Below are 22,283 nucleotides of genomic sequence, written 5' to 3' on the forward strand. Positions count from 1 at the left end.
GTGCTGCGATGAGTGGTGCGGGGCTGTGCGGGACGGTGCTGTGCCGGGTGGGGCCGGGCTGTGCGGGACGGTGCTGTGCCGGGTGGGGCCGGGGTGTGAACGGTGGTGCCGTGCGGTGCGGGCGGGTTCTGTGCGGGCGGCTCAGGTGCGGTCGATGTGGACGTTGGTCGACTTCACCCGCGCGGTCGCCCGCATGCCCACCTCCAGCCCCAGTTCCTCCACCGCCTCCCTGGTCAGGAGCGAGACGAGCCGGTGCGGGCCGGCCTGGATCTCGACCTGGGCCGCGACGTCCCCGAGTTTCACCGCGGTGACGATGCCCGGAAACGCGTTGCGGGCCGAGGTGTATACGTCCTCCTCCTCGTCGCCGCCCGTGCCCTGGCCGACCTCGATCGAGAAGGCGGCCAGCGCACGGCCGTCGATCAGCCGACGGCCGGACTCGTCGCGATGGGTCGCAACCCGGCCGGCGTCCGCCCAACGACGGGCGGTGTCGGGGCTGACCCCGAGGAGGCGTGCTGCCTGACCGATGGTGTAGGACTGCATGTGCGACACGCTAGACCGATCAGGCTCGCATCTGCCAGCTTTTGGGCGATGTTCCGACGAAACTGCGGCCCTGTCGGAGAAACGTACGGCGGTATGCGAGCGGGCCGCGCCGGTGATCCGGTCGCGGCCCGCCCTCAGGGACGCCGGCCCCGGCCCTCCGGGCTCGCGGCCGGACCGGTCAGGGCACCGGGCTCGTCGCGGGCATCGCGCCCACGGTGGTGGTCACGTCGATCACGGCGAACGAGGCGCCCTGCGGGTCGCTGATCGCCGCGAACCGGCCGAACGGGCTGTCCATCGGCCCGTACTGCAGCGTCCCGCCGCGCTCGGTCGCCTTCGCCGCGGCCGCGTCGCAGTCCGGCACGGCGAAGTACACGTTCAGGTACGAGGGAACCTCCGGGGGGAAGTCCTCGCCCATCGCCATCCGGCCGAGCACGGTCTGCCCCGCCACGTCGAACATGGCGAAGTCCATCGACTCGTCGTCGAACTTCCGCACCGTGTACGGGAAGACGGCCGGATAGAACGCGTCCACCTGCTCCGGGCGCCGGGTGAAGACCTGGCCCCAGCAGTAGCCGCCGGGCGCGCCCATCTCCGTCTCGAACCCCTCGTGGCTGCCCGCCTGCCAGATGCCGAAGACGGCTCCGCCGGGGTCGCGGGCCAGTGCCATCGTGCCGAAGTCGCCGACCCGCATCGGCTCCATCAGTACCTCGCCGCCGCTCTCCCGGACCTTCTCCGCGGTCGCGGCGGCGTCCGGCGAGGCGAAGTAGAGGCACCACGCGGAGGCGCCCTCCGCGCCCGGCATCGGCGGAACGACGGCCGCCGCCGCTCTGCCGTCCGCGTACGCCTGCGTGTAGTTGCCGAACTCCGACGTGCTCTCGCCGAACGTCCAGCCGAGCACGTCTCCGTAGAAGCTCTTGGCGCCCTCCATGTCGACGAACATGGCGTCCGCCCAGCACGGGGTGCCCTCGGGTTGTACAGCCATCGCGCCGGTCCTTCCCTGCGATCCCTGTCCTCGGCCCCGCCCGTACGGGCCACCGGCCCGTACGGACAACGCTAGGCGTCGTCCGGCCGCCCCGCGCGCCCGGACGACGATGACCCCTTTATGTACTAGTGCATAACCTGTACACGCTAGTGCGAAAGAGGCGAGGGAGGCTAGGATCGGCTCCATGATCGCGCTTCCGCCCCGGCCCGTGACCCTGACCGGGCAGTACGTCGAACTCGTCCCGCTGACCGCCGCCCACCTCGACGATCTCTTCGCGGCGGGTGGGGGTGACGAGGAGGTGTGGCGCTGGCAGGGCGGGCCCGCGCCGCGGACCCGCGAGGAGCTGCGCGAGCGGATGGACGAGGTGCTCGGCGATCCGGCGTATGTGCCGTTCGCCGTGGTCCACCGCGGGAGCGGGCGGGCCGTGGGGTGGACGGCCTTCATGGACGTGGTGGTGGCGGACGAGCGGCTGGAGATCGGCTGGACCTGGTACGGCCGGGCCCACTGGCGCACGCCCGTGAACACCGAGACGAAGCTCCTGCTGCTGACGTACGCCTTCGAGGAGCTGCACATGGGGCGCGTCCAGCTGAAGACCGACCACCTCAACGAGCGGTCGCAGGCGGCCATCGCCCGCCTCGGAGCGCGGCGCGAAGGGGTGCTGCGGCGGCATCGGCGCCGGCCGGACGGAACCTGGCGGGACTCCGTCTGCTTCTCGCTGCTGGCCGACGAGTGGCCCGAGGCGCGGGCCCGGCTCACCGCCCGCCTTGCGGCGGGCTGAGGCGGGCCGAGAGGTCCGTGACGGGGCCGGGTCGCGGCGGACCGGGCCGGCCGTTCGCCGGGCTGGGCCGGGCCGTTCGCCGGGTTGCCGGGCTACCTCCGGGTCGCCCCGTGCTGCCGGGCGGGCCGCTCCTCGGCGGCGTGATCCGCGCAGTCGGGATTCGCGCAGGGCCCTGCGCGCCATACGGGGACGAAGATCCCGAGGGATTTGTGGCGGTGGATCTCGGAGGGGACGGGCTGTTTGCAGGTCGGGCACATGAAAGCGGCCCGCTGTCGGGTCTCACGCTCTTTGCTGGCCATTTACCCACGATAGGCCGGGCGGGTGGTTCTGGAAACCTTTGGCCGTGCATTGCCGATGCCTTGCTTCACTCCCCGACGGCTTACTTCTCGACTTCCCGACGGCTTACTTCTCGGTACCGGCGCCGCCGTCCGTACCGGTGCCCGAGCCGTCCTTCGTGTCCGGCGGGCGGCGCATGCTCAGGGTCACCGACACGGCCAGGACGACGACGATCACCGCGAGGCTCACCGGGGACGGAATCTCCGGGATCGAGGTGCTGATCATCTTGTGGGCGGCCTGGAGGAGCAGCTTGACCGCGATGAAGGCGAGGATGACCGCCAGGCCGTGGCTCAGGTAGTGGAACCGGTCCAGCAGCCCCGCCAGCAGGAAGTACAGGGCCCGAAGCCCCAGGATGGCGAAGGCGTTGCTGGTGTAGACGATGAACAGGTCGTCGCTGACCGCGAGCACCGCCGGCACGCTGTCGACGGCGAAGATGAGGTCGGCCGCCTCGATCGCGGCGACCACCGCGAGCAGCGGCGTGGCGACCCGGCGCCCCTCCTCGCGGACCACGAAGTGCGTACCGGAATAGTGGTCCTGGACCGGCATCACCTTCCGCAGCAACCGCACCGCGAAGCTTCTGCCGGGGTCGAAATTCTCCTCCTGGCCGCTGAGGATCTTGTAACTGCTGTAGAAAAGGACCGCGGCGAAGAGGAACAGCACGAACGTGAAGCGGTTCACCACCGCGACACCGAGCGTCAGGAACACCGCCCGGAACACCAGGGCTCCGATGACGCCGAAGAAAAGCACCCGGTGCTGATATGCGCGGGGGACCTTGAAATAGGCGAAGATCAGCGCGAAGACGAAGAGGTTGTCGACCGACAGGCTCTTCTCCAGCAGCCAGGCGGTCGTGTACTCGGTTCCGGCGGTCGTCCCGAGGGTCAGGAAGACGACCCCGCCGAAGACCAGCGCCAGACCCACCCACAGCGCGCTCCACAGGCCGGCCTCCTTGAAGCCGATGACATGCGCCGTGCGATGGGCCAGGAGGTCGACCGTCAGGGAGACGACGACGGTCGCGGCGAACACGATCCAGAGCCACACCGGTACGTCCACGCGGCAGTCCTCCCACTCGGGCCACTCGGGTTCCTCCGAGTGTGACCCTCCCGCCCCGCCGCCGCTCGCCGGAGGCCGCCGGGCGGTGCGGAGTCCCGGCCCCGACCGCGTACCCCCGCCGATACGCGGCCGATACAGAGCCGCGCGGTCCTCGAATCACCGCCCTGACCGGCCGGAAGCACGGCTCACCGACGCTGGGGGCGTACCCCGCCCCGGTGTACGTGACGTCGGACGTTGGGAGACGCGTGCCGTGCTGACCATCCGGAAGGGCCCGGAGGCCCGTGACGAGGACGAGGCCGCGGAGGACGAGGCCGCGGAGGACGGGCCGCCACCCGCGCCCCCGGCGGGGCGGCGTCGGGGGGTACGCCGCGCTGACCGCCTGCTCGCCGCCGCGGCCGTGTGCTGCGCCGCGCCGATGGCGCTGCACGGGTGCATTCCGAACGCGGGCGTCAACGCGGGCAGCCTCGTCCAGACGCTGCTGCCCTGGACGGGGCTCGCCGTGCCGGTCCTGCTCGGGCTCGCCGCCGTACGCCGGTCCCGCGCCGTCGCCGTGGCGGTGCTCGCCCCCGCCGTCGTGTGGGTCACGCTCTTCGGCGGCGCGCTCACCGACAAGCGCGCGGGCGGCGGCGATCTGACGGTGGTCAGCCACAACGTGGACGAGGCGAACGCCGACCCCGCCGGTACCGCGCGGGCGCTCGCCGGGGCGGACGCGGACGTGCTGGCGCTGGAGGAACTGTCCGACGCGTCGGCCGCCGTCTACTCCCGCGAACTGGCCGCCTCCTACCCGCACCACGCGGTGATCGGCGGGGTCGGCCTCTGGAGCAGGCACCCGCTGGCGGACGTGAAGGCGGTGCCGATCATGCCCTGGACCCGCGCGATGCGCGCCACCGTCCGGGCCCCGTCCGGGCCCGTCGCCGTGTACGCGGCCCATCTGGCGTCGGTACGGGTCTCGGCGGCCGGCTTCACGACGGGCCGCCGCAACGAGGCGGCCCGCGCACTGGCCGCCGCGCTCCGGCTGGATGCCGCGCCCCGGCTCGTGGTGCTGGGCGACTTCAACGGTACGTATCAGGACGACGCGCTCGCCCCGGTGACCTCGCGGCTGCGTTCCGCGCAGCGGGAGGCGGGCGACGGCCTCGGCTTCACCTGGCCCGCGGTGTTCCCGATGGTCCGCATCGACGACGTCCTGGTGCGGGGGATGACCCCGCGCGCCGCCTGGACCCTGCCCGCCACCGGCAGCGACCACCTCCCGGTCGCGGCGACGCTGAGCCGGTAGCCCTCCGACTACGATGCGAGCGACCGACCGATGACCTCGAACGCCCAGGTAGGCAGCGTGTCCGAAGCCCGGGGCCCGGCCCCCGTCAGCGTGCTCGTGGTCGAGGACGACGCCACCATCCGCCGCGCCGTCCAGCTCGCCCTGGAACGGTACGGCTACCAGGTGGACGTCGCCGCCGACGGGCTCGACGGCCTGGACGCCTTCCGCGCGGGCGCGCACGATCTGCTGATCCTCGACGTGATGCTGCCCCAGCTGGACGGCATCGGGCTCTGCACCCGCATCCGCGAGGAGAGCTCCGTACCGGTCCTGATGATGTCCGCGCGGGGCGACGCCCTCGACGTGGTCGCGGGGCTGGAGGCGGGGGCGGACGACTACGTGGTCAAACCCGTCGACACCGCCGTCATGGTCGCCCGCATCCGCGCCCTGCTGCGCCGTGCCACCTTCCGCCCCGACCGGGAGGGCCCGGTGCCGGCAACCGGTACGACCGGGCCCCGGACAGGTGGGGCGAGCGGGTTCCGGTCGGCCGACGCGGCCCGCGGCCATGTGCTGACCTTCGGCGACCTGACCGTCGACACCCTCGGCATGGAGGTCCGCCGGGCCGGGGAGGCCGTGGCGCTGACCCCCACCGAACTGCGGCTGCTGCTGGAGTTCGCCGCAGCGCCCGGAACGGTGCTCGACCGCCGCCGGCTGCTGCGCGAGGTGTGGGACTACGGCTGGGAGGGCGACACCCGCGTCGTGGACCTGTGCGTGCTCCGGCTGCGCAAGAAGATCGGCGGCGGGCGGATCGAGACCGTCCGCGGCTTCGGCTACAAGCTCGTCCGCGGCTGAGCGGCCGGCCGGTCCCGTGGACTTCCTCAACCCCCGTGCCCTGCGCTGGAAGATCGCCGCACTCGCCGCCGCCGCGTGCTGCGCGGTCGCCGCCGTGGTCGGCTTCCTGGTGCACGACGCGACCCGCGAACGCGGTCTGCGCGTCGGCACCGACCGGACGCTGACCCGGCTGATCGCCGCCGAGCGGGAGTTCGCGCGTACCGGGAAGGCCCCGGCCGACATCGACGTACGGACGAGGGCCGAGCTGCCCGGCCCCCTGGCCCGCGACCTCCCCGCCCGGCCGGCCGGGGACGTGGACGGGCCCGCGGGCGAGGGAGCGTACGCCACCTGGTACGACGTCGATCCGCCCAACTGGTACTGGATGTGGGGGGCCGCGGACGTCGGCGACGACCGGTACCTCGTCGTCCGGGACGACATGAGCTCCGAGGTCCGCGGCCTCCAGCTGCTGGACCGCAGCATCGTGAAGTCCGTCCTCGCCGCCCTCCTGGTCGTGGTCCCGCTCGCGGCCCTCGCCACGGAACCGATCAACCGGCGGTTGCGCCACGGGGCGCGTACCGCCCGCCGCATCGCCGACGGCGACCTGGACGCCCGGATCGGCCCCGCCGGGCGCGCCCGCGACGAGATCACCGAGATGTCGGCGGCCGTCGATGACATGGCCACCGCCCTCCAGCACAAGTTGGAGAACGAGCGCCGCTTCACCGCCGACGTCGCCCACGAACTGCGCACCCCCCTCATGGGCCTGGTCACTGCCGCCGGGCTGCTGCCCGAGGACGACGAGGCGGCGGCGCTGGTACGGGACCGGCTGCGGGCTCTGAACGCGCTGGTCGAGGACCTGCTGGAGATCTCCCGTCTCGACGCGGGCGTCGAGCGGGCCCGGCTGGACCCGGTGCCGCTGGGCGAGCTGGTCGCGGACGTGGTGCGGCGCACGGGCACGGACACCCGCGTCCTCGCCGTCGAGCCGGCGGAGAACGCCGGGGGCATGGGGTCCGCCGGGGCGGTGGAAGCCGGCCGCGCCGGGGAGCCCGCCGGGGTCGTGGAGACCGATCCGCGCCGGGTGGAGCGGATCGTGGTCAACCTCGTCGCCAACGCCCACCGGCACGGCGCGGCCCCCGTCGAGGTGACGGTGGCCGGGACGCGGATCGCGGTACGCGACCACGGGCCGGGCTTCCCGGCGGAGCTGCTGGAGCACGGCCCGCAGCGCTTCCGCACCGGCGCGAGCGAACGCGGCCGGGGGCACGGCCTCGGCCTGACGGTCGCCCGAGGCCAGGCCGAGGTGCTCGGGGCCCGGCTGACCTTCACGAACGCCGCGGACGGAGGGGCGCTCGCCGTCCTCGACCTCGCCCCGCCGGCGGCCTGAGGGCCCGACGGGCCTGGTCCGCCCGCCGGTCCGACGGGCCGATACGGAACCGAAACGCACTCACGCGGGGGCGGAAACGGCATCGCACGGGACCGGAAGAACGCTTCTTCGAAGGTGGCAGTGGTGACGGCACACCGCACGCACCACCTGGAGGAGCCATGCCCGACCGTACGCCCCTGCCCGCGACCTCGCCCACGCCCGGCCCCGGCCCGGAACTCGAAGCCGCTCTCACGCCCACGCCCGGCCCCGGCCCCGAACCCGGTCTCACGCCCGCGGCCTCGCCCGAGCCCACGACGTCGCCCGAGCCCACGCCGCTCCCTGTCCCCGCGGCCTCTCCCGCCCCCGGTGGAGGCCGCTTCCGCCGCTCGGTCCTCGTCCCGCTGGCCGCCGTCGCGGCGCTCGTGGCGGGTACGGGCGGGTGGTACGCGGTCGGAGGCGGCGGGGCCCCGGCCGGGTCGGTGGCCGACCGGCCGGGAGAGGCGGTGGCACCACTCGCCCGGTCGCTGCACCTGCCCTGGCCGCGCGAGGGCCAGGCGAGCGTGACGGTCGAGGGGATCGGCAGTCTCGGCACACGGGGCGAGCGGAAGCCGGTCCCGATCGCCAGCATCACCAAGATCATGACGGCCTACGTGATCCTCCGGGACCACCCGATGCGGGCAGACGCCCCCGGCGCGACCGTGGTCGCCGACCAGCGGGCGGCCGACGAGTCGTACTCCTCCGTCGAGACGACCGCCCCCGTGCTCGCCGGCCGGACGTACACCCAGCGGCGGCTGCTGGAACTGATGATGGTGCCGTCCGGGAACAACATCGCCCGGCTGCTGGCCCGTTGGGATGCCGGAGACGAGAAGGCTTTCGTCGTGAAGATGAACCGGGCCGCCGCCGGCCTCGGCATGCGCGCCACCACGTACACCGGGGTGAGCGGCATGGAGACGAGCACGAGGAGCACGGCGGAGGACCAACTGCGGCTGGCCCGCGCGGCGATGGCGGACCCGGTCTTCCGGCAGATCGTGGCGACCGCCTCCGTCACGGCGCCGGGCACCGGGGCCACCTTCCGGAACACGAACAGGCTGCTCGGCCACGACGGCGTCATCGGCCTGAAGACCGGCTCCTCCACCCCGGCGGGCGGCAACCTCGTCTGGGCCACCACGCAGAAGATCGCCGGAACCTCCCGGCTGATCCTCGGGGTGGTGCTGCACCAGCGCGCCGGCACCACCCCGGCCGAAGGCAGTGCCGCCGCGCACGAGGCCGGCCGCGCCCTGATCGCCGCGATCCGGGCGGAGCTGCCGGGAGCGGCGAACAGGGCATGACGGAGCGCGAGCCGACAAGCCGCCGGGGCCGGTCAGCGCAGCGTCTTCAGCATCTCCGCGGTGAACGGGGTGATCTCGCCGGTGCGCCCGTGCAGGGTCTTCGCCGCCCACGCGGGGTCGGCGATCAGCGCCCGCCCGACCGCGACCATGTCGAACTCGTCCCGCTCCATCCGGTCCAGCAGCTGTTCGATGCCGGTGACGTTCGCGTCGACGCCCTGGAAGGCCCCGAAGAAGTCGCCGTCCAGCCCGACCGAGCCGACGGTGAGGGTCGGCCTGCCGCTGATCTTCCTGACCCAGCCGGCCAGGTTCAGGTCGGAGCCCTCGAACTCGGGCAGCCAGTAACGGCGGGTGGACGCGTGGAAGACGTCCACGCCGGCCTCGGCCAGGGGCGTGATCAGCGCGTCCAGCTCCTGCGGGCTCTTCGCGAGCTTCGCGTCGTACGCGTCGGACTTCCACTGGGACATCCGGAAGAAGAGGGGGAAGGCGTCGGACACGGCGGCGCGGCACGCCGCCACGATCTCGGCCGCGAAGCGGGTGCGGGCGACCAGGTCGCCGCCGTAGGCGTCGGTACGCCGGTTGGTGCCGGACCAGAGGAACTGGTCGATCAAGTAGCCGTGCGCTCCGTGCAGTTCGGCGCCGTCGAAGCCGAGGCGCTCGGCGGCCGCCGCCGCGTCGGCGAAGGCGGCGATGACGTCGTCGAGGTCCTTCTGCGTCATGGCGCGGCCCTTGGGCTCACCGTTCAACGCCACACCGGAGGGGCCCACCGGCTCGGCCTCCGGGACCGGCCCGGCGCCTTCGGCGCGGGTGACGCCCACGTGCCACAGCTGCGGAATGATCGCGCCGCCCGCCCGGTGCACGGAGTCCGCCACGTTCGCCCAGCCCGCGAGGGCCGCCTCGCCGTGGAAGCGCGGGACCCGGTCGCTGGTCCCCGCCGCGTCGTGGTCGACGTAGGTGCCCTCGGTGATGATCAGCCCGACGTCGGCGGCGGCCCGCCGGGTGTAGTAGTCCGCCACGTCCTGGCCGGGGACGCCGTCCGGGGAGAACTGCCGGGTCATGGGGGCCATCGCGATCCGGTTCCGGGTGGTGAGGCCCCGGACCGAGAACGGGCGGGAGAGGGCGTCCGCGGTGCGCGCGGCGACCGGCTCCACCCGGCTCGCGGAGTCCGCCCCGCCCGCCGTGACCGCGCCCGCCGGGATGCCCGTGTCCGCCGTGGCCGTGTGTTCGGTGGTCGTGTCTGTCACGTCGCTGTCCTGTCCGTAGCCGGGGTGTCCACCCGGCCCCAACACGGCGGGAGCGCGCGTCCATCCCGGCGGCGACCCTGATCCGGGCAAAGGAAAGGCAAAAAATGGAGGCTGCCTCCGCTGTCCTGGGGCTCCGCCGGGGCGACCGTGCGCCGGCCCTTCCCCCGCACCGGCGCGCCGGTTCCACCGCTCGGACGGACCGGCGAACGTGGGGGCCAGCGCCGTTCGCAGCCGTCCGGCGAACTCCGCTTCCCGGCCGTCGAACCGCGGGTACTCCCCGACGAAGTGGTGCCACTCGACATGGCCCAGTGCCGCGTCCAGATCCTCGCCCACCACCCGGTCCCGCCCGGTCTCCGGCCACTCCCCGCTCAGCCGGAACACCTCCTGGAGCAGGGCGGAGGGGAGCGGGTGCCGCTCCGCGAGCAGGACCGCGTCGTAGAGGTCCTTGCCCTGCGCGTACGCGTCGTTGATCAGCCACATCACCTTCCAGGCCAGGGACAGCACCGGGGTGGCCCCGTACAGGACCCCGCCGGACGGCAGGACGATCCGCTCGGGCGGTTCGGGCAGCTCCTCACCGAACACGAAGTCCGACTGCACCCAGCCGCCCGGCGTTCCGGGGGCCTCCCAGGGCAGCATCATGCGGCGGCCCGGCACCCGTTCGTACGTCCAGATGTCCTCGCACACGGCCCCGGCGGCGTGGACGCGCACCCCGTCGCCGCCGTGCGCAGCCTGCGCCTCGGCCGCCTCCGCGACCCCGGCCAGCAGCGCCGAGGTGCGCTCCTCGTCCATCCGCCACGAGGCGGGGACGACCACGAAGTCCAGGTCGCCGGGTTCGCGCGCCTGCTCGCCGAACCACAGGGCCATCAGCACGCTCCCGCGCATCACCAGCGCCTCGGCCCAGGGGGACGCGGCCACCCCGTCCCGTACGGCGCGGAGCGCCGCGCCCCGCGCGCTCTGCCAGGCCCGCGTGGCCGAGGGCGAGGGGAAGACCGGGTCGGAGGCGCGATAGGCGTTCGGGAACTGCTTGAGCGCCGGATCGAAGACGGTGCGCTGGACGGCTTCGTCGTCCAGCACCCGCAGCATCGTCGGGGGCACGGCGTCCAGGAAGCGGCGCCGTACGTCCCGGCCCGCACCGGGGGGCACGGGACCGGCCGCCGGAGGCACCGGGGGGAACGGCGGGCGCTGTTCGGTGCTCATGCGGTCTCCAGCCATCCTTCGTCCAGCTCCGGACCACTGTCCAGGAGCACGTACTCCCGCTCCACGTCGACCACGTGGTATGCCGTCAGCTCCGCGAGGAGCGCGTCGAGCATCAGTGCCGCGCCGCGGTCGCCCGTACGGTGGCAGCGCTGAGTGACGAAGCGTTCCTCCCGGCCGTCCGCCCGCACCCGGCGCGCGTTCCACGAGACGTGTGCCCCGTGCCGTTCGGCCACGGCGACGAGGGCGGATTGCCGGCCGTCCGCCGGGTCGAGCAGCAGCTTCACATGGTGCTCGAAGTGCCGTGCCCCGTACGGGTGCCGGTCGTCCGGCACGTCGGCGTCGTCGCGCGGCACCTCCGCCGCCAGGGGCGCGCACTCGACCTTCACGCGCGCCACGGCGAACCCGGCGCGGGCCAGGGCGGCCCCGGCCTCGCGGGCGGCGGCGAGCTCGTCCTCGAACGACGGGCGGCTCCCGCGCAGCGTCAGCATCGGCTGGGAGACGGTACGGCCCCGCGCCAGCGCGATGTGGGTGAACTTCACGTCGGGCCTGCGGGCGGCCCAGCGCTCCAGCCTGCGCAGTTCCCCGCCGTCGCACAACACGGTCAGATGGCTCTCGTACACCGGGACAGCATGCCGCAGCCCGCACCGGACGGGCACGCGCATCTGCGGAAACACCGTGCGGGGGCCCGGCCTCCGGTGCTCCGGGGCCCGATTGTCAGATCCACCAGGAACACTCTCCGGTAGAGCCGTACCGCACATCACGGCAGTACCGCACGTCGCACACCCGGCGGTTCGGGCGCACACCACGCCCCCGCGATCACCTTCCGGCACACCACAGACGGGACACGCCATGACCGACGCAGTGAAGGGCCCCGCGAGCTACTTCCCCTCGATCGAGAAGAAGTACGGCCGCCCGGTCTCCGAGTGGAAGGACCTCGTACGGGCCTCCGAGCTGAGCAAGCACATGGACCTGGTCGCCTGGCTCAAGTCCGCCCACGGTCTGGGCCACGGACACGCCAACGCGCTGGTCGCCCACACCCTCGCCGAGGACAGGACCCGCTGACCGGCTTCCGCTCTCCCCGCCCCGCTGCCCGACTCCCTTTGCCCCGACTTCCTTTGCCCTGACTTCCTTTGCCCTGACTCCCGTTGTCCCGGATGGCGTTGGCCCGGCGCCCGCAGCCGGGCTGCCCGCCGGGCCGCTCCGGGCGGTGTGGGAGGGCGGCGTTTGTCGCCGATTCCCTGCAGGAATGTCCGCGATCGGTAACCGAGGGATCCCCGGCGGCTCTCCGCGTGTCTGGAGGGGTGCACGGCATCGGCGGAGACAGCACAAGGGGCGGGCGGACATGGCGAAGCACAAGGGACGGGCCTGGCACAGCAAGATGTTCGCTGCGGCGATCGGCGTCACGGCGCTGGCCGCCGCCGCCTCGATGTGGACCGCCCAGGCCGACACCACCGGGGGACGGCCGCAGGCCGGAGCCTCCGCCCCGGCCGGCGGGGAACGGCCCGTGGAGAAGGTGGCGGCGGACATCGCGCACGCCTCGGAGAGCGGTCCGCGGGGCGTCAACATCACCATCGACGACGGACCGGACCCGGTCTGGACGCCGCAGGTGCTGCGGCTGCTGAAGGACGAGGGCGTGAAGGCCACCTTCTGCATGGTGGGCACGCAGGCCGAGGCGTACCCGGACCTGGTCAAGAAGGTCGTGGCCGACGGCCACCGGCTGTGCAACCACACCGTCTCGCACGACACCACCATGGACACCAAGTCCGAGGCGTACCAGTCCCAGCAGATCCTCGACGCGGAACGCATGATCATGAAGGCGTCCGGCGGTGTCCGGTCGCAGTACTACCGGGCTCCGGGCGGCGCGTTCACCCCGTACAGCCGTCAGCTCGCCGCCTCGCACGGGATGCGCCCGCTGGGCTGGAACGTCGACACCAAGGACTTCGAACACCCCGGCGCGGACGCCATGGTCGCCACCGTCAAGCGCGAGATCGCCAACGGTCCGACCGTCCTCTTCCACGACGCGGGCGGCGAGCGCTCCCAGACCCTGACCGCGCTGCGCGAGGTCCTGCCCTGGCTGAAGGAGCAGGGGTACGCGTTCGGGTTCCCGGTGCGCTGAGCGGGCGCACCGAGAAACCGACGGGGCGGCCCCAGCAGCCCGCGTTCCCCTGGCCCCGGTCCCGCACCGGGGTTCCCCGCCAGTAGAGTGCGATGCTTGTTCGATTCGCGGCGAGGCGGGGGTTGGCTGGTGGGCGCACAACTGAGAGACACCGCTCAGGAGTTGGCCGGGGTGCTGTGGCGGGAGCACACCGTGTACCGGGAGCGGTCCGGAGGCGTGGTCATCCGGGGGGAGCACGTACGCCGCTGGATCAGCCTCGCCCCCTCCGGCGGCAGGGGCGAGATCCTCGTCCGCGCGGGCCGCATCCTGGACGGCGGCACCACCGCTCCCGCGCGCTCGGAGGCCGTGGTGTCCCTCTCCGCCGGTACGGACGTGCTCGCCGCGACGTGCAGGCGGCTGCTGGCCGAGACGGCGGCCGACGCGCTGACTGCCGCACCGGGCGGCGAAGCGCCGGGCCGGAGCGAGCGGCCCCGCACGTCCAGCAAGCCCCGGAAGCCCCGGAAGCAGAAGGGGCGCAAGGGCCGCCCGGACCGGAGAGGCCGGGGACGGCACACCGGGCTCAGCTCCTGGGTGATCCTCGTCTGCGTCATGGGGCTGGTCGGTCTGTACGCCTACAGCGTCGCGCAGTACGGCTGACCGGGGCCGAAGAGGGCGTCCCGGCCGGTTCGGCCCCCTCCAGGACCCGCGCGCCGCCCGGCCGCGCACGTCCGGAACCCGGCCCTACGGGGCCGTATCGCGCTCGACTCGGGCCTCGTGCAGTTCGAGGAGCTCGCGGAGGTCATGGCCGACCATGACCCGGGCGAGCCGGCCGGCGGCGGACACGACCTGCGGCCAACCGGGGGCGCGCAGATACTCCGCGTCGGTCTCGTCCGGGACCTCTGCCTCGACGGCGTCGAGCGCCACACCGAGCTGCCGCATCAGCGCGACCTCTTCCTCGGTACGCAGGCCGATGCCGAGGTACCGCTCCGGGTGATCGGCTTCGCAGAAGTCGTCGTAGAGGACGTGGAAGACATGGTCCAGGTTCTCGAACGTGGACGGATCGAGCCACACGTCGCGCTGCCAGGGCGGATTGGCGAGCGCCAGTATCACCGGTACGAGCTCCGTCCGAACGCGTGCGGTGATCAGACTGTCATCGTCCATGCTCCGGATCCTACGGGCGCTGGACAGGCCGGCCGCTGAGCCGGTACGCCACGACCCCGGCCCCGGCCCGCTCCGTCCGCAGCGGGCTCGTCGGGTGCGGGGATCGTGCGCGACGGCGTCACCGAGGAGGATGGGGCAGCTGATCTCGAACCTACGGCGGGCCGGTGCACCGACAACACCCGGTGGCGGCCCGCCGATTCACCCGGAGGTACCGCATGAGCGCGACGACACCGCCCGACACCGCCGCCACCGGGTTCACCGGGCCGCTCGTCGGGGCCGACCGGCTGGCGGCGCCGGCGGCCGCCCGGAGCGGTGAGGGCGTGGTCCTCTTCGACGCCTCGGTCGGAGCCCACCGGGGCGCCCCGGTGCGCATCCCCGGGGCCCGCCCCTTCGACCTCGACGGCGAACTGTCCGACCACACCTCCCCTGTGCCGCACACCATGCCGGATGTCCGGCAGTTCACCGAGGCCCTGCGTGCGCTCGGCGTCGACGACTCCGACACGGTGGTCGTCTACGACGCCCGGGGCATCTACTCCAGCGCCCGCGCCTGGTGGATGCTGCGCGCCATGGGCTTCGACCGGGTCGCCGTCCTCGACGGCGGCCTGCCCGCCTGGATCGCGGCCGGCCATCCGGTCGAGTCGACGCCCGCCGCCTACGACGGCCCGCGCGGCGGCTTCACCGCCCGGCCCCGACCGGGGCTGATCGTGGACGCCGACGCGGTCGCAGCAGCCCTCGCCGACCCGGCGTCCGCCGTGCTCGACGCACGTACCGCGGAACGGTACGCCGGCACCGCGCCCGAGCCGCGGCCCGGCCTGCGCCGGGGCCACATGCCGGGCGCCGCCGGCCTCCCCTTCGGCGAACTCCTGCGGGACGGCGGTGTGATGCGGCCGGCGCACGAACTGCGCACGGTGTTCGAGGCGGCGGCCGGGGGCCGTGAGCAGCTGTACTTCAGCTGTGGCTCCGGGGTCACCGCCTGCGTCCTCGCCCTGGGGGCCACTCTGGCCGGGTACGACGACCTCGCCGTGTACGACGGCTCCTGGAGCGAGTGGGGCCTGCCCTCCGACCGGCCGGTGGCCACCGGCGACGCCCTCGGCGGGAGCGGCCCGCGGTGACCGGGGCACGGTGCGGCGGGCGGCTCACCGCGCAGGGGCGTCCCTTCACCGGCCCGCCTCGCGGATGGTGCGGACCGATGCGAGGCGGAACGCCGCGCCCTTCGGGGGGAAGCAGCGGTGCTCCGGTTGCTGAACGGCCTCCGACCGGCCGACGCCCGCCCCGCTGAGCACGGGTGAACAGGGGGCACTGCGGGGCGCTGCGGAGACCGTGTTCCGGCGCCTGAACGGTCACGGGTGGGACGCGTACAACCAACCGACGCTCTGGTCCGTCTTGTTCGGCGACGTCTGATCGACATCGGCCGCCGAACAGGACTGAAGGACTTGATGAACCCAGCCAGACGCACGACCGCCACCGCCTTGGTTCTGGCGACGGCAGGCGGAGTGCTGTACGCCACCGCCGTACCCGCCACCGCCGCGGTGAGCTGTGCCTCCCCCGTCTTCACACGGCAGTTCTTCACGAACACGACGTTCTCGGGCACGCCGAAGAAGACGGACTGCGACTCCGCGATCGCCCAGAACTGGGGCAAGGGGGCGCCCGCCTCCGGCGTGCCGTCCAACCACTTCGGTGTCCGCTGGACGGTGACGCGCGACTTCGGTTCCGGCGGCCCCTTCACGTTCACGGCCTCCGCCCAGGACGGCATGCGGGTCTACCTCGACGGGGTCCGCAAGATCGACGTGTGGAAGAACGTCTCCGCCACCGTCGAGAAGACGGTCAACGTGACGATTCCCCAGGGGAAGCACACGCTCCGCTTCGACTTCGTCAACTGGACGGGTTCCGCGAACGTCAGGTTCACCTACACGCCGCGCACCTCCGCCGTCCATGACAAGGTCAGGCCCCTCACTCCGACGGGCGCGGCCGTTTCGTACGACTCCACCACCGGTGCGGCCAAGCTCACCTGGACCAGGAACCGGGAGATGGACCTGGCGAACTACCGGGTCTACCGGCGGCTGAAGGGCACGCCGTACGGAAGCAAGCCGCTCGGGACGACCACGGCCACGTCGTACACCGACAGCGCGCTGCCCAGGACCGGCGCGGCCTACTACTACGAGGTGCGGGCCGTCGACCGGGCGGGCCATGCCTCCGGCGGCAGCACCGACGCCCTCGTCACCACCATCGACAGGACGCCGCCCGCCGCACCCTTCGTCGAATGGGACGCCTGCCCGGCCGACCAGCCCTACGCGGCGCCGGAGCTGGTCACCACCGCGCAGAACGCCGCCGACATCGCCCGGTACGAGATGCAGCGGCTCGACGCCGTCACGAAGCGCTGGAGCACCGTCTACTCCGGCACCAAGGGCGCGATCTGCGACACCGGCTACCGGGCCGACGGCAGCCAGGTCACCTACCGGGGGCGGGCACGGGACGCCGTCGGGAACTGGTCGGCGTACTCGGCCGCCAGGACGTTCACCACCCCCGACCTGACCCCGCCCGCCGCCGTCACGGGGCTCCGCACCGAGTATCGCTCGGGCGTTCCGCATCTGGTGTGGTCACCGGTCACCGGGGCCGCCTCGTACCAGGTCCTCCAGTACGACCCGGCGACCGGCGGCTACACCGACGCTCTTCCCGAGGGGAGCGCCGCCACCCGGACCGACGTGGTGCCGCGGCAGACGGCCGCCGTCGCCGACAGCTACCGGTACGCGGTCCGCTCCGTGGACGCCCGGGGCAACGCCGCCGCGCCGGTGGAGATCACGCTGGAGATGGCCGACCGGCCGGAGGCGATCCCGGCCTTCAAGACCACCGCCAAGAGGTTCGACGAGGGCGTGATGGTCGCGTGGAGCAGCGTCGACCCGTGGACCGTCGACGAACAGCACCTTCCCACGTACAGGATCATCCGGACCGACACCGCGACGGGCGAGACCGCCGTCGTGGACCAGTGCAAGCCGTTCACCGCGGTGGACCAGCCGTTGGACGACCCGGACACGTACTGGACCTGGGCGGACGACGACGCCCCCCTCTCCGCCCGCAGGCAGGTCAACGGCAGCTGCTGGGACGTCCAGGGCGCGTCGGAGACGACGTACGAGTACCGGGTCGTGACGACCGACCGGTACGGGCGGGTGTCGCAGGCCGGTCCGCCCGCCACGGAGACCACCCCGGACACCCGGCGTCCCGCCCCGGTCCAGGACCTGACCGCGGAACGCGTCCCGCTCGGCGTCCGGCTGACCTGGACGCCGCCCGCCGACGCCGACGTCCGCGGCTACCACGTATGGCAGGGCGTCACCGACCCGGACAGCGGTGAGACGGTCTGGAAGGAGAACTGCTGGACCGGCAGTTCCCTGGCCGGCACCGAGATCCTCTGCCCGACGGTCGCCGACGGCGCCACCCACGTCTACAAGGTGGCGGCCACGGACGACCGGCTCCTGCACGACGACGAGCCACTCGACGTACTCCACCCCGCCGAGGTGTCGGTCACGCTGCCCGACACCCGGCCACCGGGCTGGACGGAGACCGACGTCCGCGAGGGCCAGTACCCGGAGCTGTACGTCGGCTGCTCCGAGAGCTCCGGACTCGGGGACTGCTCCCGCTTCGCGAGCTACCGCGTGGAGCGCTGGGACCCCGTCACCGCCGCCTACGTCGCCCTGACGGAGGGCACGGCGGGTGACGCGGCGTTCTTCATGGACACCACGGTGCACGAGGACCGGCTCGGCCTGTACTACTACCGCGTCGTACGGCTCGACGCCTCGGGCGCCGAGGCCGCGACCCGATCGACGGCCTACGGCATCTGGGACTCCTGGCTCTGACCCGAGGTGGGCCAGGGGGAGGGGACCGGTGGGCCCGGGGGAGGGGACCGAAGAGTTCTTCGGTCCCCTCCCCCTCCTCTGTGTCCCGGCGCAACGAACCGTGGTGAAGGGCCAACGGTTCCTGCGGCCGACTGTCGCCCCTACGGGGCGATGTTCTGGTTCACGTGGAAGAGGTTTCCGGGGTCGTAGTCCCTCTTGACCTCGACGAGGCGTTCGTAGTTGCCCTGGTAGTTGGCCCTGATGCGGTCCTGGTCGTCCTCGGACATGAAGTTGATGTACCCGCCTTCTTCCGCGTGCGGTGCGGTGGCCTGGTAGTAGTCCCGCACCCAGGCGATGTTGGCCTCGTTGTCGGCAGGGTCCGGCCACATGCCCGCGATGACGGTGGCGAAGTTGGCGTCACGGTAGGCGAAGGCCGTGTCCTCCGGTGCCACGCGATGGCAGGCGCCGTTGACCGGATAGATGTGCACCGTCGAGTTCATGGCGGGCAGCCGGGCCGCGTGATCGAGGTGTGCCGTGATCGCCGCATCACTGAGCTCCGTCACGAAGTTGGCCTTCCAGTAGTGCTGCAGGCCAGGCGGTACCAGCGCGTCGAACGCGCTGTTGAGAGCGGGATACGGCAGGGGGCCGACGTGCTCGGCGACCACCGGTGCGATATCCCGGAACCGCTGGACGGCGCGCTCTCCCTCGTCCATGGGTCCGGACCAGCACGCGACGATGAGGATGAAGGTGTCGCCGTGCCGGTCCTCCGGGATGAACGGCAGTGGCGGAGCGATCTGGAAGGCGGGGAAGCCGCCGAGCTCCTCGGGGGCGTCGGCGATGAACTCGCGGAACGCGCGCAGAACCGTGCCCGCATCCTCCAACTCGTACAGGATGGGCCCGCCGTAGATGTTCTCGACCGGACTGAGCCGGAACTCGGACGACGTCACCGCGCCGAAGTTGCCGCCGCCACCGCGGATGGCCCAGAACAGGTCTTCGTGTTCGTGCTCGCTCGCCACGAGCAGCCTGCCGTCCGCAGTCACCACATCGGCCGAGACCAGGTTGTCGCAGCTCAGCCCGAGGCTGCGGGCAAGGTACCCGATCCCTCCACCGAGGGTGAGCCCCGCGACGCCGGTGGTGGAGATGATCCCGCCCGTTGTGGCCAGACCGAACGTGTGCGTCGCCGCGTCGAAGTCGCCCCAGGTCGCTCCGCCGTCCACCCGCGCGGTCCGCCGCCGGGGATCGACCCGGACGCCTCTCATGCCCGACAGATCGGCCACAACACCGTCGTCGCAGGTCCCGAAGCCGGGCACGCTGTGCCCACCACCACGCACCGCGAGGTCCAGCTCATTCCCGCGTGCGAAGTCGACCACAGCCATCACATCGCCCGCATGCGCACACTGCACGACGGCAGCCGGGTACCGGTCGATCATGCCGTTGTAGACCTTGCGCGCCTCGTCGTAGCCGTCGCAGTCACGCGTGATCACCGGCCCCCGTACACGGTCCCGCAGCTGGTTGATCGATGAGATGTTCATCCATCTCACTCCTTGCGCGCTCTTGCACGAGTTCCGGAGACGTCCAGCCCTCTACGTCGGTCGCTCCTGGCTCCCCTGCCCGTCAGCGACCCGGCTGCCCTCATCCAGGCGTCTTCCACGCTACGCCGGTGAGCCGGATGCTCAACTCGACCAGGGTGGGAGCATGCCCGCCGGATGTCCGACCACGGGTCGCCGATGGCCGCCGGTCGCGGTCGGCCTGTTCCTCCGGTTCCTCCGATTCCTCCCGGGGGAGGGGGCACAGGGCGTCGGCCGGTCGGTGGCGGTTGTAGTGGAGGCCCGATTCCGGGTCGGAGTACCGGCCGGGGAAGCGCAGGGGGGTGTACGCGCCGGCGTCGCGGTCCCACGACGTGGCTCCCCACAGGACGGATCGGGTGCGCCGCCCGGTCTCGTCGTCGGCGCGACCAGTGCCTGGTCGCGCCGAGGGAGTCCGAGTACCGGTGACGCGGCCGCCCGTCGCCGGCCGGACGTCGTAGGCGAACGTGGACGACAGATAGCCGTCCGGGCCGACCGTGCGGACCACGCGGCCGGCACCGTCATACACATAGCGGAACGTTGGGGTCGTTACCGTCCACGAGGTGATCCGGTCGTCCGGACGGCGGGAAGGGTGTTGAGGGCGTTTTCCCCCGGTGTCCCACCTCAGCTGCACACTGACCGGCTCGGCGTTGAGGTGGAGATGGTCCGCCCCCGTGCCACTCGCCGTCCCCCTCGATGGGGACGTCGGCATTGACGGCGGCGGCATCCGGCACGATCCCCCTCTGACGGAAACAGCATCGACCCGTCCGGGTGGGCCACGTTCACCGCGGCTCCGGCCCCGTCCACCACAGCCCCGCACCTCGGCGAACGGTGACAACGCCGCCTCCCCGGCGAACCTGCACGCCCACCGCACCCCGCCGAACTCGGCGGTCCATCACCCCTTACGGTCGTACGGCACGAGCACCAGGGCCCGCCGCAGAGCCCCCGCTGGGGTCCGTCCTCACAGCGATCGTGCCGAAAACAGCAACGACGGCAGGCTGACCGCTGCTTCGTAGGAAGGGGCGGTCTTGTCGCATCCGGTTGCGATGCCGCGGATGGCTTTGAGCCGGGTGAAGCAGCGTCCGGCGGTGTTGCGGCGGTGGTAGGTGTCGCGGTCGAAGCCTGGCGGTCGGCCGACACCGGGACCGTTCCCTCCCCGCTCCCGTACTACCCCCACCACCTTCTCGAATCGCCTCATCCGCAAGCCGGTGAGTGTCTCCACCCACACGACTCAGCCGGCAACGCCCCCCATAGAAGAGAAGTGCCCTGACTCAGGCGTTCCGCACCAACCTTGAGAGGCTGTCCCTCTGACTTCACAGCGATCGAGCGACGTGCGAGGGTGGCCGCCGTGCAGCAGCTTGGTCACTGGAGGTCTGCGCGGAGATGTCAGTAGCGGTTGACCATGAGGCTGTCAGGGAATTATGGCGTCCCATCTCGCATTCTGCGCTGGCAGTTGACGGCGAGCGGAACTGACGTGAGGGGCGCAACCTCATGACCTCTCCGCAGCGACTGCCGGCGACTCCCTGCCTCGTGCTCGGGGCAGAGCCTGGCTTGTTCTGGGGCTGGCTCCCCTCTCCGTACCGGCATGGGGGTCGGGCCCGGCTTGAATCCAACCTGTGTCGATGTCGCTCCGCTGGAATAGATGACCGTGCCCCTTTCCGCGAAATTTGAGGCGCGGCCACCCGTGCTCGCGCGACCTTTTGGTGATCTACTTAAGACTTGGATTGCGAGGAATGCATGATGATTTGGTCGGCAGGGCAGAGGTTCAGGGAGGGGGATGTCTGCAAAGGGGTGGTATCTGATGTCTTCGACTTCGGCGTTTTCGTAGATCTTGGGGGTTGTGCGGGATTCGTCAACCCCTCCGAGATCACATGGATGAAGTACGCGGAAATCACCGAAGTGATGTGCGAAGGGCGGGAGGTGAGTTCCCTGGTCATCGGTCACGCCCCTGCGCGAGAGCAAGTCCTCCTCTCCATCAAGGGCCTGGAGGAGGACCCCATGAAGAAATTTGCGCGCGAGCATTTTGGGGCATCTTTTACTGGGAGTGTCGTGATGGTGACGCCTGTCGGTCTTCTCGTTTCATTGCCGGGTGGAGTGAGCGGACTGCTCCCTGGGTCTGCAATGGTCGATATTGCTGATGAATATCGAGTGGGCGATGAGATCTGTGTCGAGGTTGCCAGAATTAATCTTCATGAACGTCAGATCACACTCTCGCTGAGAGCTCGTACGTGAGCTACCGTTTTGACGGGCTGCCAACACCATGCAACCGGCCAGTGCGGCGCACCTGACCCGCAGGACTGTCGGCGTACGTGGGAACGCGGCCCTGGCAAGGTTTACGTGAAGCTAAGGGCTGTCCCGTAAATGATCTTCGCCGAGGCGGTGACATGAACGCCCGTGGGGTGGTTTGTCCGTTCAGCCGTTACAGAGCCCCTGGATTACCGACCTTGGCCCGCCGCTCGGCGATTCGATCGCCCACCCGGTCGCCCACCGGAAGCCCTCCCTGTACGCGAGTCATCACCCTTCACTTCCGCGCACGCCAGGCCACCCCGCCCAGCTGCAACCACGTGGTTCTTGCCACCACCCAGCGCCCACACCACAGGCCGGCACTGAACACAAATAGGGCCCCAGTCGCTGACCAGTGCCTTCATGGAGGGAGCGGGGACGAGAATCGAACTCGCGCTCTGAGCTTGGGAATCAACGGTGCTTGGGCTGCCAGAGATGCTCTGACTTGGACTTTTGAATGTCGCCG

Annotated in this window: 20 protein-coding genes and 1 pseudogene; 11 read left to right on the forward strand and 10 right to left on the reverse strand. The window is 71.8% G+C overall.

The window, feature by feature from the left end; all coding sequences use genetic code 11:
* Nucleotides 1–141: 141 nt before the first annotated feature.
* Nucleotides 142–540 (reverse strand): molybdopterin-binding protein, encoded by a 399-nt coding sequence (locus tag QFZ71_RS15375; RefSeq protein ID WP_307668792.1) that lies wholly within the window; start codon nt 538–540, stop codon nt 142–144.
* A 178-nt stretch (nt 541–718) separates the two neighbouring features.
* Entirely contained in the window at nt 719–1,519 is an 801-nt protein-coding gene (locus QFZ71_RS15380) for a VOC family protein (protein WP_307668793.1), read from the reverse strand.
* Nucleotides 1,520–1,703: 184 nt separating this feature from the next.
* Here QFZ71_RS15380 and QFZ71_RS15385 point away from each other — a divergent pair, with 184 nt between their 5' ends.
* On the forward strand, nt 1,704–2,297 hold the full coding sequence (locus tag QFZ71_RS15385; protein WP_307668794.1) for a GNAT family N-acetyltransferase: 594 nt from the start codon (nt 1,704–1,706) through the stop codon (nt 2,295–2,297).
* Between the two features lie 92 nt (nt 2,298–2,389).
* On the opposite strand, the gene QFZ71_RS30465 is transcribed toward QFZ71_RS15385, so the two are convergent.
* On the reverse strand, nt 2,390–2,596 hold the full coding sequence (locus QFZ71_RS30465; RefSeq protein ID WP_373465119.1) for a hypothetical protein: 207 nt from the start codon (nt 2,594–2,596) through the stop codon (nt 2,390–2,392).
* 103 nt (nt 2,597–2,699) lie between these two features.
* Nucleotides 2,700–3,683, reverse strand: coding sequence for a TerC family protein (locus QFZ71_RS15390; RefSeq protein ID WP_307668795.1), 984 nt, complete (start codon nt 3,681–3,683; stop codon nt 2,700–2,702).
* A 379-nt stretch (nt 3,684–4,062) separates the two neighbouring features.
* Between QFZ71_RS15390 and QFZ71_RS15395 the strand changes: the two genes are divergently transcribed.
* The 4 genes from QFZ71_RS15395 to QFZ71_RS15410 all read left to right on the forward strand — a co-directional run bounded on the left by QFZ71_RS15395 (nt 4,063) and on the right by QFZ71_RS15410 (nt 8,448).
* Complete coding sequence (locus QFZ71_RS15395; RefSeq protein WP_307671464.1) at nt 4,063–4,956, forward strand: endonuclease/exonuclease/phosphatase family protein; 894 nt, start codon at nt 4,063–4,065, stop codon at nt 4,954–4,956.
* A gap of 30 nt (nt 4,957–4,986) precedes the next feature.
* A complete protein-coding gene (gene cseB, locus QFZ71_RS15400; protein ID WP_307668796.1) occupies nt 4,987–5,784 on the forward strand; it encodes a two-component system response regulator CseB in 798 nt (265 codons plus the stop codon).
* 16 nt (nt 5,785–5,800) lie between these two features.
* Nucleotides 5,801–7,141 carry a HAMP domain-containing sensor histidine kinase gene (locus tag QFZ71_RS15405; protein WP_307668797.1) on the forward strand — a complete coding sequence of 447 codons (1,341 nt, stop codon included), beginning with the start codon at nt 5,801–5,803 and terminating at the stop codon, nt 7,139–7,141.
* Nucleotides 7,142–7,299: 158 nt separating this feature from the next.
* Nucleotides 7,300–8,448 (forward strand): D-alanyl-D-alanine carboxypeptidase family protein, encoded by a 1,149-nt coding sequence (locus QFZ71_RS15410; RefSeq protein ID WP_307668798.1) that lies wholly within the window; start codon nt 7,300–7,302, stop codon nt 8,446–8,448.
* A 32-nt stretch (nt 8,449–8,480) separates the two neighbouring features.
* Here QFZ71_RS15410 and QFZ71_RS15415 read toward each other — a convergent pair whose 3' ends face one another.
* The 3 genes and pseudogenes from QFZ71_RS15415 to QFZ71_RS15425 all read right to left on the reverse strand — a co-directional run bounded on the left by QFZ71_RS15415 (nt 8,481) and on the right by QFZ71_RS15425 (nt 11,548).
* Nucleotides 8,481–9,644: an NADH:flavin oxidoreductase gene (locus QFZ71_RS15415; protein ID WP_373465198.1), complete on the reverse strand. Its 1,164-nt coding sequence runs from the start codon at nt 9,642–9,644 to the stop codon at nt 8,481–8,483.
* Between the two features lie 315 nt (nt 9,645–9,959).
* Nucleotides 9,960–10,901: pseudogene (locus tag QFZ71_RS15420) on the reverse strand (nucleotidyl transferase AbiEii/AbiGii toxin family protein); the annotation flags it as partial.
* Nucleotides 10,883–11,548, reverse strand: a complete 666-nt coding sequence (locus QFZ71_RS15425) for a hypothetical protein (RefSeq protein ID WP_307668799.1) — start codon at nt 11,546–11,548, stop codon at nt 10,883–10,885. The gene QFZ71_RS15425 and the pseudogene QFZ71_RS15420, both read right to left, overlap by 19 nt.
* A gap of 187 nt (nt 11,549–11,735) precedes the next feature.
* Between QFZ71_RS15425 and QFZ71_RS15430 the strand changes: the two genes are divergently transcribed.
* The 3 genes from QFZ71_RS15430 to QFZ71_RS15440 all read left to right on the forward strand — a co-directional run bounded on the left by QFZ71_RS15430 (nt 11,736) and on the right by QFZ71_RS15440 (nt 13,638).
* A complete protein-coding gene (locus QFZ71_RS15430; protein WP_307668800.1) occupies nt 11,736–11,948 on the forward strand; it encodes a DUF4287 domain-containing protein in 213 nt (70 codons plus the stop codon).
* Between the two features lie 280 nt (nt 11,949–12,228).
* Nucleotides 12,229–13,002: a polysaccharide deacetylase family protein gene (locus tag QFZ71_RS15435; RefSeq protein WP_307668801.1), complete on the forward strand. Its 774-nt coding sequence runs from the start codon at nt 12,229–12,231 to the stop codon at nt 13,000–13,002.
* A gap of 171 nt (nt 13,003–13,173) precedes the next feature.
* Nucleotides 13,174–13,638, forward strand: coding sequence for a hypothetical protein (locus QFZ71_RS15440; protein ID WP_307671466.1), 465 nt, complete (start codon nt 13,174–13,176; stop codon nt 13,636–13,638).
* 84 nt (nt 13,639–13,722) lie between these two features.
* Here QFZ71_RS15440 and QFZ71_RS15445 read toward each other — a convergent pair whose 3' ends face one another.
* Nucleotides 13,723–14,142 (reverse strand): hypothetical protein, encoded by a 420-nt coding sequence (locus QFZ71_RS15445; protein ID WP_307668802.1) that lies wholly within the window; start codon nt 14,140–14,142, stop codon nt 13,723–13,725.
* Between the two features lie 215 nt (nt 14,143–14,357).
* Here QFZ71_RS15445 and QFZ71_RS15450 point away from each other — a divergent pair, with 215 nt between their 5' ends.
* A complete protein-coding gene (locus QFZ71_RS15450; protein ID WP_307668803.1) occupies nt 14,358–15,254 on the forward strand; it encodes a sulfurtransferase in 897 nt (298 codons plus the stop codon).
* Nucleotides 15,255–15,578: 324 nt separating this feature from the next.
* On the forward strand, nt 15,579–17,990 hold the full coding sequence (locus QFZ71_RS15455) for a PA14 domain-containing protein (protein WP_307668804.1): 2,412 nt from the start codon (nt 15,579–15,581) through the stop codon (nt 17,988–17,990).
* A 140-nt stretch (nt 17,991–18,130) separates the two neighbouring features.
* Here QFZ71_RS15455 and QFZ71_RS15460 read toward each other — a convergent pair whose 3' ends face one another.
* Together QFZ71_RS15460 and QFZ71_RS15465 are read right to left on the reverse strand one after the other, a co-directional pair.
* The gene (locus tag QFZ71_RS15460; RefSeq protein WP_307668805.1) at nt 18,131–19,501 is read right to left on the reverse strand and encodes an FAD-binding oxidoreductase; all 1,371 of its coding nucleotides are present in this window, start codon (nt 19,499–19,501) and stop codon (nt 18,131–18,133) included.
* Nucleotides 19,502–20,495: 994 nt separating this feature from the next.
* Nucleotides 20,496–20,756, reverse strand: coding sequence for a hypothetical protein (locus QFZ71_RS15465; protein ID WP_307668806.1), 261 nt, complete (start codon nt 20,754–20,756; stop codon nt 20,496–20,498).
* 515 nt (nt 20,757–21,271) lie between these two features.
* Here QFZ71_RS15465 and QFZ71_RS15470 point away from each other — a divergent pair.
* Nucleotides 21,272–21,766 (forward strand): S1 RNA-binding domain-containing protein, encoded by a 495-nt coding sequence (locus QFZ71_RS15470; protein ID WP_307668807.1) that lies wholly within the window; start codon nt 21,272–21,274, stop codon nt 21,764–21,766.
* Nucleotides 21,767–22,283 lie beyond the last annotated feature (517 nt).

This window comes from Streptomyces sp. V2I9 (assembly GCF_030817475.1).
GTDB lineage: Bacteria > Actinomycetota > Actinomycetes > Streptomycetales > Streptomycetaceae > Streptomyces.